Origin of the sequence: Mycobacterium sp. (genome assembly GCF_049585075.1) — a bacterium.
Lineage (GTDB): Bacteria > Actinomycetota > Actinomycetes > Mycobacteriales > Mycobacteriaceae > Mycobacterium.
This window is the reverse complement of the sequence record NZ_JBAUZA010000295.1, coordinates 1-6,936: the sequence shown is the minus strand read 5'-3', so window position 1 is coordinate 6,936 and position 6,936 is coordinate 1. Positions and strand designations below refer to the sequence as shown.

Genomic DNA, 6,936 nt, shown 5'->3' with positions numbered 1-6,936 from the left:
GCCTTGCCCCGGGCGGACGCAGCAGACGCAATGGCGCAGCAGCGACCGCCCGTTCCGCCGCCTGCTACGCCGATGCCGCCCGAACGTGAGCGCATCGACCCGCCAACGCATTTGGAGCAACCGGCGCCGCCATCGCCACTTCCGGCCCCCTGGCCGCCGGCTCCGCGTAAGCGAAGTGTTGCCCTCGAGGCGGTAACCGGGGCGATGCAAAAACTGCGGCCGCAGCACCCCGAACCCCGCCCCGACGAGGCCGCGCCCACCACCGCGTTGCCCCAACCCGCTGCAGCCCCGCGGCCGGCAGTCAAAATCGGCTCGCTAGAGGCACGGCAGGTACGGCTCAGCGTCGACGGCGAGCAAGTGCTGGCGGACCTGTCCTTCACCGCTGAGCCGCACACGCTTACCGCGGTCGTCGGACATTCGGAGGCGAGCACGGAAGCTCTGGTCGACGTGGTGGGCGGAACGGTGCAACCGAGTGTCGGCACAGTCCATTTCGGCGGCCATGACGTCGCGGCCGAGCACTTGCAGGCGCGCATCGGAGTCGTGCCGCGCTACGACCTGCTGCATCCCGCGCTGACGGTCGAACAAGCGTTGGGCTATGCCGCTGAATTGCGTTTGCCGCCCGACACTTCCGCTGATCAGCGCCGCCAAAATGTGCACCGGGCACTCAACGAGATGAACCTGGGCTTGCTGAGCACCGTCCAGGTCGGCAACCTCACCGGCGAACAGCGCAAGCGCGCATCAATGGCGATGGAGTTGCTGACCGAGCCATCACTGCTTGTCCTCGACGAGCCGACCGCCGGACTCGACGCGGCCGCGCATGACGAAATGAGGGCGACGCTGCGGCGACTCGCCGACGAGGGACGTGTTGTGGTGATCGCAACCACGTCACCGGTCGAGATCGATATCTGCGACCAAGTGGTACTGCTCACCGGGATGGGCACGCCGGCCTTCGCCGGACCGCCCGCGGAGATCGGCGCGCAGCTGGGCACCACCGATTGGGCGGAGATCATCGCACGGGTCAGCACGGATCCCTATGGCGCGCACGGCGCGTATCTAGCCCGCCAGCCGGAGCCCCCGCCCGCAACGGAATCTCCGGCCGAGCCGGTGGCTTCGGTGGCACACGTAAGCCGGTGGCGCCAAATCCTCATCGCTGTGCGTCGACAGGTCTGGCTCATGGTCGGCGCTCAGCGGTATTTCATTTTCCTGACCATCCTGCCGGTGTTGTTCGGCGCGATCTCGTTGCTGGTGCCCGGCAATGCCGGCCTGGGCCCGGCCGACCCGTACGGCGGCAGTCCCGACGAGGCCGTTGAGATCCTTGCCGTGCTCACCATGGGCGCCGTCGTCATGGGCACGGCGCTGGGCATCCGCGACCTCTTCGGCGAACAGCGCATCTTCCGCCGTGAACAAGCCAACGGTCTATCCGCGTCGGCGTTCTTGGCCGGCAAGGTCATTGTCTACAGCGTTGTTGCCATCGTGGCGGCCGCGATCATGACCACCGCCGCCGTCGTCGGCAAAGGCGCGCCCACTCAAGGCGCCGTGCTGCTCGGCAATACAGCGTTCGCGGCCGGTTTGGAGCTGTTCGTGATCCTGACCATCACCGCCATCGTCTCGGCGATGGTTGCGCTGGCTCTCTCATCGTTGGCCAGCTACGTCGAGCAGATCCTTTTGACGGCCGTGCTGATCGTGCTGATGTCGGCGGTGTTCGCCGGGGGGTTGTTCCCCATCGCCGGCCGGTTCGGTCTGGAGCAGGTCTCGTGGTTTGTGCCGTCCCGCTGGGGGCTTGCCGCCTCGGCCTCCACCGTCGACGTGCCCGCAGTCAATCTGCTGGCCACCTCCGACGATTCATGGACGCACTCAACCGGTCGGTGGTTGTTCGACCTGGCGGTGCTGGTCGGTTTAGGGGTAGTGGCGACCGGGTGGTTGCGCTGGCGGCTGAGGCGGCCGGCGCGGCGAAGTGATCAACCTAAAGCCTCTGTCGCACAGGGTGAATCGCAAGGCTCGACGCCTTAGCTGATCGCGCCGTTCACCTCATACCAAAGTGCTTCGTAACATTTGGCCGCGACGCTGTAGGGAGCGAACGCCGTCACCGGCGCCCGTTGTTCGGCCATTTGCTCGATGATCGACAGTGCCGGGATGGCCGTTCGCAAGATTCCCCTTCGCTCGGCCGACAACTGCGCCATGAGGTCGCGGTGCAGCCGCTTGCGCCCGTCCACCATCGAGAAGAACGCACGCACCTGCGGTTGGCGGCCATCGAAATCATTGACGAAACCCGACAATTGATCGAAGGTGCGCACCGATAAGGTGGCCGGGATCATCGGCACCAGCAGGGTATCGACCGCATGTAATACGTTTTCCGACAACAGCGAAATGCTCGGCGGACAGTCGAGGAAGACAATGTCGTATTCGTCGTCGAGCGGACGCAGCAGCTGGTGAATCCGGCGGGTTGGCCGCTGCATGTCGTCAAGCTGTAAATCCATATTGCGGTAGCGGAAATCGGCTGGCAGCAAGTCAAGTCCGTCGAAATCGGTGGCCTTGATCGCGTCGTCGAGCGCTCGCGTACCATCAACCAGCGCGCGACTGCCGCCCTTGACTTTGGCCCGGACCCGGAAAAGATAAGTGGCCGCACCCTGCGGGTCGAGATCCCACAGCAGCACGTTGTATCCGCTGCGCGCGGCCAGATGCGCAAGGTTGGCCGCGGCCGACGTCTTGCCTACACCGCCCTTGATGTTGTAGGTCGCAAAGATTTTCATCAGCGCACCAGCGCCTTGACCCGCGCGCGATTCTCGTTGGCCAGGAACGGTTTCAGCCGACCCACCAGCGCCCCCCGCGCGTTCAGCTGATGTGCGTCGAGTTGTGCAGCAAGTTCCCCCATCGCAAGGACCGTGGCCGGCGGCGCGGCACCCTGTTCCATCATCGCCGCGGCAAACTCCCGGACGGCTTCACGCTGCACTTCGCCGTCCTGGAAGTCGCCGAGCGTATCCTGCAACGCCTTGAGCTCTTTGATCAGCGAACGATACGGCGCGTCGGCACACAACGGCCGAAACACCTCGAGCAGATAGCGCAATTCCTTGCAGCGCTTGCGTAGCTCATGCACCTGCTCGCTCGGCGAGTCGGCGGTGATCCGTTTGCCGCGCCGGACCACCTTCCGAAATGCCCGGTCGATACGCTCGCGGGCCAGTGCCGCTGCCGCCGGCCCGCCGTTGGCCTCGGCGGTCAGCTGCGCCAGCGCGGCGCGCCAGTCGCTCATCACCTGCTCGAAGCGACGAGACCGCAGCCCGCGCACCAAACGGCGGCGTTCGGTAGCGCGATGCCGGACCAAGAACGAGCGGAACGGGTCGAGGTCGCGTGGATCGGCCGACGCCAGTCCGGCGGCCATGCTGTCGAGTTCGATCAGGTAGACGTCCAGATCGCGCACTGGCGTGGTCAGATCACCCAGCCACTTGAACTCGGGCTGGAATCGCTCGGCCAGATTCGCCGGCAGCACATCGCCGGCGAGCTTGAGAATCGATCGGGTGCGCCGCACCGCCACCCGCAGATCGTGCAGGAATTCGGTGTCGATCGCCGCGATGGTGCCGTCGACGTTGTCGTCGATGATCTCCGCGAACTGCTCGAGCATCTGAGCAATAGCCACCGGTGCAGGCGTTTCCGGACGCAGCGGCGCCGCCCGATCCTGCTCACGGTCGCTGGGACTGCGACCAGCGAGCGCCAGCGCATCGTCGTAGGGCGTCGTGGTCGTGGCGGAGAGCCCATCGACGCGGCCCATCAGGCGGGCGATCCGATCACCGTCCACGTCGTAGCCGCGCAACGGCTGCACCTGCAGCTGGCTGCTGCCATCGTCGGCACTTTCGGTCAGCAGCCGGGCGACAGTTTTCTCGGCGGCGTTGAGCACCCGGCTCTCCTGCACGGCACGCTGCACGGTGACGACCGGCAATAGGGCCCGCAACGCGATAACCGGGGCCAGCGCGTCGCGCAGCCGCCCGGCCGGCAGGTCTCCTAGCAGTGCCGGCCACTTCCGGGGCCGAGGTCCCTGCAACCGGCTACCGTCCGGGAGCTGCAGAATCAGTGGGCCATCGTCGAGGTACTCGAGGGACATCCCCGCCGAGTACAGCCGCCAATCGAAGGTGTCCAGCCAGGTGTGGGAAACGGATCGCTGCGGTCCGGCGGCCAGGGCGAATTTCGGAAGCAGCGCGGCCTGGACAGCCTCGACATCAACCGCGCCCTGCTTGCTGAAGGCGCGGGAAACCTGAGCCATGGCGTCCCTTCCCTCAACGACCGACCGCCAGATGTTAGCCCCTGTGGGTAAATGCCCGGTGCGTTTGAAAACGGGCGGCATCGCGGAGCCCACACCGGCGGTCCGGGCGGCGAGTTACCGTCGAGTATGACCACCACTGCGGAACACCTGCGCAACACGCTCGACGGACGCTGGCGCGACGTGAAGAACCAGATGCGGGAGCGGTTAGCCGACGATGTCTTTCGTCCGCACTACACACCGAACACGGTGATCGCCCGCACCAAGGTGGCAGAACAAATGAAGATCATGGCCGCGGCCGGCGCAGCCGACGACGGCTTCCGCAAAGAGCACGGGGGAACAGGCAACGTCGGGGCGGCGATCACGATGATCGAGATGCTCGCAATGTCAGACCTGTCCTTGATGGTCAAGGCGGGCGTGCAGTGGGGGTTGTTCGGCGGTGCCGTCGAGAACCTCGGCACCGAGCGCCACCACGAGGCATATGTGAAAAAGATCATCAACCTCGAACTGCGCGGCTGTTTCGCGATGACCGAGACCGGACACGGCAGCGACGTCCAATCCCTTGAAACGACCGCGACCTACGACGCCGCCAACGAAGAGTTCGTGATCCACTCCGAAACTCCGACGGCGCGCAAGGATTACATCGGCGGTGCCGCCGAAACCGCCACCATCGCAGCGGTATTCGCCCAACTCATCACCACCGAGGACGGCGAGCAGGTCAACCATGGCGTGCATTGCTTGTTGGTGCCGATCCGCGACGCGGACGGCAACGACCTGCCGGGTGTGACCACGTCGGACTGCCAGTACAAGGGCGGCTTGCCCGGCGTCGACAATGGCCGCATCGTTTTCGACCACGTCCGGGTCCCCCGGGTGAACCTGCTGAACAAGTACGGCGATGTGGCCGCTGACGGCACCTACAGCTCACCGATCGAAAACCCCAACCGCCGGTTCTTCACCATGATCGGGACGCTGATCCGCGGGCGGATCTGTGTCGGAGGCAGCGCAGGCAACGCCGCACGGGTGGCATTGGACATCGCTACCCGGTATGCGTTGCAGCGCAAGCAGTTCAACGCCCCCGACGACGACGGCGAAGTGCTGATTATGGACTACCTGGTGCACCAGCGCCGGCTTTTCCCGTTGATCGCGCGCTCGTATGCGTTGCAGTTCGCCCAGAACGAGCTGGTGGCCAGGTGTCACGATCTACAGACCGCAGATGCCCCCGACGCCGAGGAGCAACGGGAACTGGAGTCGCGGGCCGCGGGACTCAAAGCCGCCAATACCTGGCACGCCAGCCGCGCCATACAAGAAGCCCGGGAAGCATGCGGCGGGGCCGGCTACATGGCCGACAACCGGTTGATCGCGCTGCGCGGCGACGCCGACGTGTTCACCACTTTCGAAGGCGACAACCATGTGCTGACCCAGCTGGTGGCTAAGGAGTTGCTGACCGCCTACGCCGACGACATCAAGAGCATGAGCCCGGTGGATTGGGTCCGGTTCGCGGCCAACTTCGCGGGTGAGCGGGTGCTGAAACGCACTGCGGCAGAAACGATTATCCAAACCATTGTGGACGCCCGACAGGACAACGAAGAGGAAGGCAGCCTGTTCAACCGCGGCACCCAGGTCCAGATGTTCGAGGACCGCGAGGAATACCTGATTGCCTCGGTAGCGCGCCGTTTACAGGGCAAGTCCAAGGAGATGTCGGAGTTCGATGCGTTCAACGCCGTACAGGACCACGTGCTGCATGCCGCGCAGGCCCATATCGATCGGGTTGTACTGGAGGCGTTCGTCGCCGGGATCGAGTCATGTGAAGACGACGACGCCCGCGAGGTGCTCGGGCTGGTCTGTGACCTGTACGCGCTGTCGGTGATCGAAGATGACAAAGCGTGGTTCGTCGAGCACCGCTACCTGTCCACCGAGCGCTCGAAAGCGGTCACTCGCGGTATCAACGACCGGTGCCGGCTATTGCGGCCCCACGCGCAGACACTGGTCGACGGATTCGGCATCCCCGAGCCGTGCCGATACGCCGAGATGCTGCACCCGGAGAATCTGCCGGGCTGATCCGGCAACGTTAGAATCATTCGAAGGAAAAGGCTTCCGGGATCGATTGACGCATGAAAGCGTGTTCGTTCAAGCGCACAGCGGAGGATTAACCAGATGAATCCCAACCCGGACTACGACGCCAGCGACGAGCTGGAATACGGCCTCGCGGCGTATGCGTGGCTGCTCAGGGGTGTCTACCCGCCGCCCTCCTACGCGCCCGACCTGGACGGGTAGTACTCACTGCGGTGGCACGTAGTTGCCCGCCGAATTGCGCAACTGCCAGATCTGGGCAGGGCAGAAGATGTTCACCGCGTTGGACACGAGGTAGTTGGCCGCGTACTCATCGTTGGGTCGCACATCATTTTTCACATCGCCCATCACTTGGGCATAGCTGGCGCCGTTGGTGAGCTTGTCGCAGATGCCGTGGGCGTAGTTGAGGGCGTCGGTCGCGTTGGCGAAACTATATTGCCGCCGCACGGTGATGTCGTAAATGAACTCAACTTCGGGCGCCGGGACGGCATGCGCCCGCGGTGCCTGCGTGAGCACGCCGCCGCTCAACGCCGCAGCGGCAATGAGCGCCCCCAGCGGCCTACCGCGCTTCATGGCTGGTGACACAGTCATGTGACGGAACCTCCTACTGCCCGTAC

At 64.9% G+C, this 6,936-nt stretch carries 5 protein-coding genes; 2 read left to right on the top strand and 3 right to left on the bottom strand.

The genetic code is table 11. The features are described 5' to 3' along the window. The coding region (locus tag WB785_RS14450) for an ATP-binding cassette domain-containing protein (protein WP_424080021.1) at nucleotides 1-2,010 on the top strand (2,010 nt) is incomplete at its 5' end. Here the strand turns inward: WB785_RS14450 and WB785_RS14445 are convergent. Further along, nucleotides 2,007-2,750 (bottom strand): ParA family protein, encoded by a 744-nt coding sequence (locus WB785_RS14445; RefSeq protein ID WP_424080020.1) that lies wholly within the window; start codon nucleotides 2,748-2,750, stop codon nucleotides 2,007-2,009. The two genes, WB785_RS14450 and WB785_RS14445, sit on opposite strands and share 4 nt — an antisense overlap. Then, nucleotides 2,750-4,252: a CHAD domain-containing protein gene (locus WB785_RS14440; protein ID WP_424080019.1), complete on the bottom strand. Its 1,503-nt coding sequence runs from the start codon at nucleotides 4,250-4,252 to the stop codon at nucleotides 2,750-2,752. The genes WB785_RS14445 and WB785_RS14440 overlap by 1 nt, the downstream gene beginning before the upstream one ends. Before the next feature lie 126 nt (nucleotides 4,253-4,378). On the opposite strand from WB785_RS14440, the gene WB785_RS14435 reads away from it, so the two are divergent. Next, nucleotides 4,379-6,307 carry an acyl-CoA dehydrogenase gene (locus WB785_RS14435; RefSeq protein WP_424080018.1) on the top strand — a complete coding sequence of 643 codons (1,929 nt, stop codon included), beginning with the start codon at nucleotides 4,379-4,381 and terminating at the stop codon, nucleotides 6,305-6,307. A 219-nt stretch (nucleotides 6,308-6,526) separates the two neighbouring features. Here WB785_RS14435 and WB785_RS14430 read toward each other — a convergent pair whose 3' ends face one another. Beyond that, entirely contained in the window at nucleotides 6,527-6,910 is a 384-nt protein-coding gene (locus tag WB785_RS14430; protein WP_424080017.1) for a DUF732 domain-containing protein, read from the bottom strand. Nucleotides 6,911-6,936 lie beyond the last annotated feature (26 nt).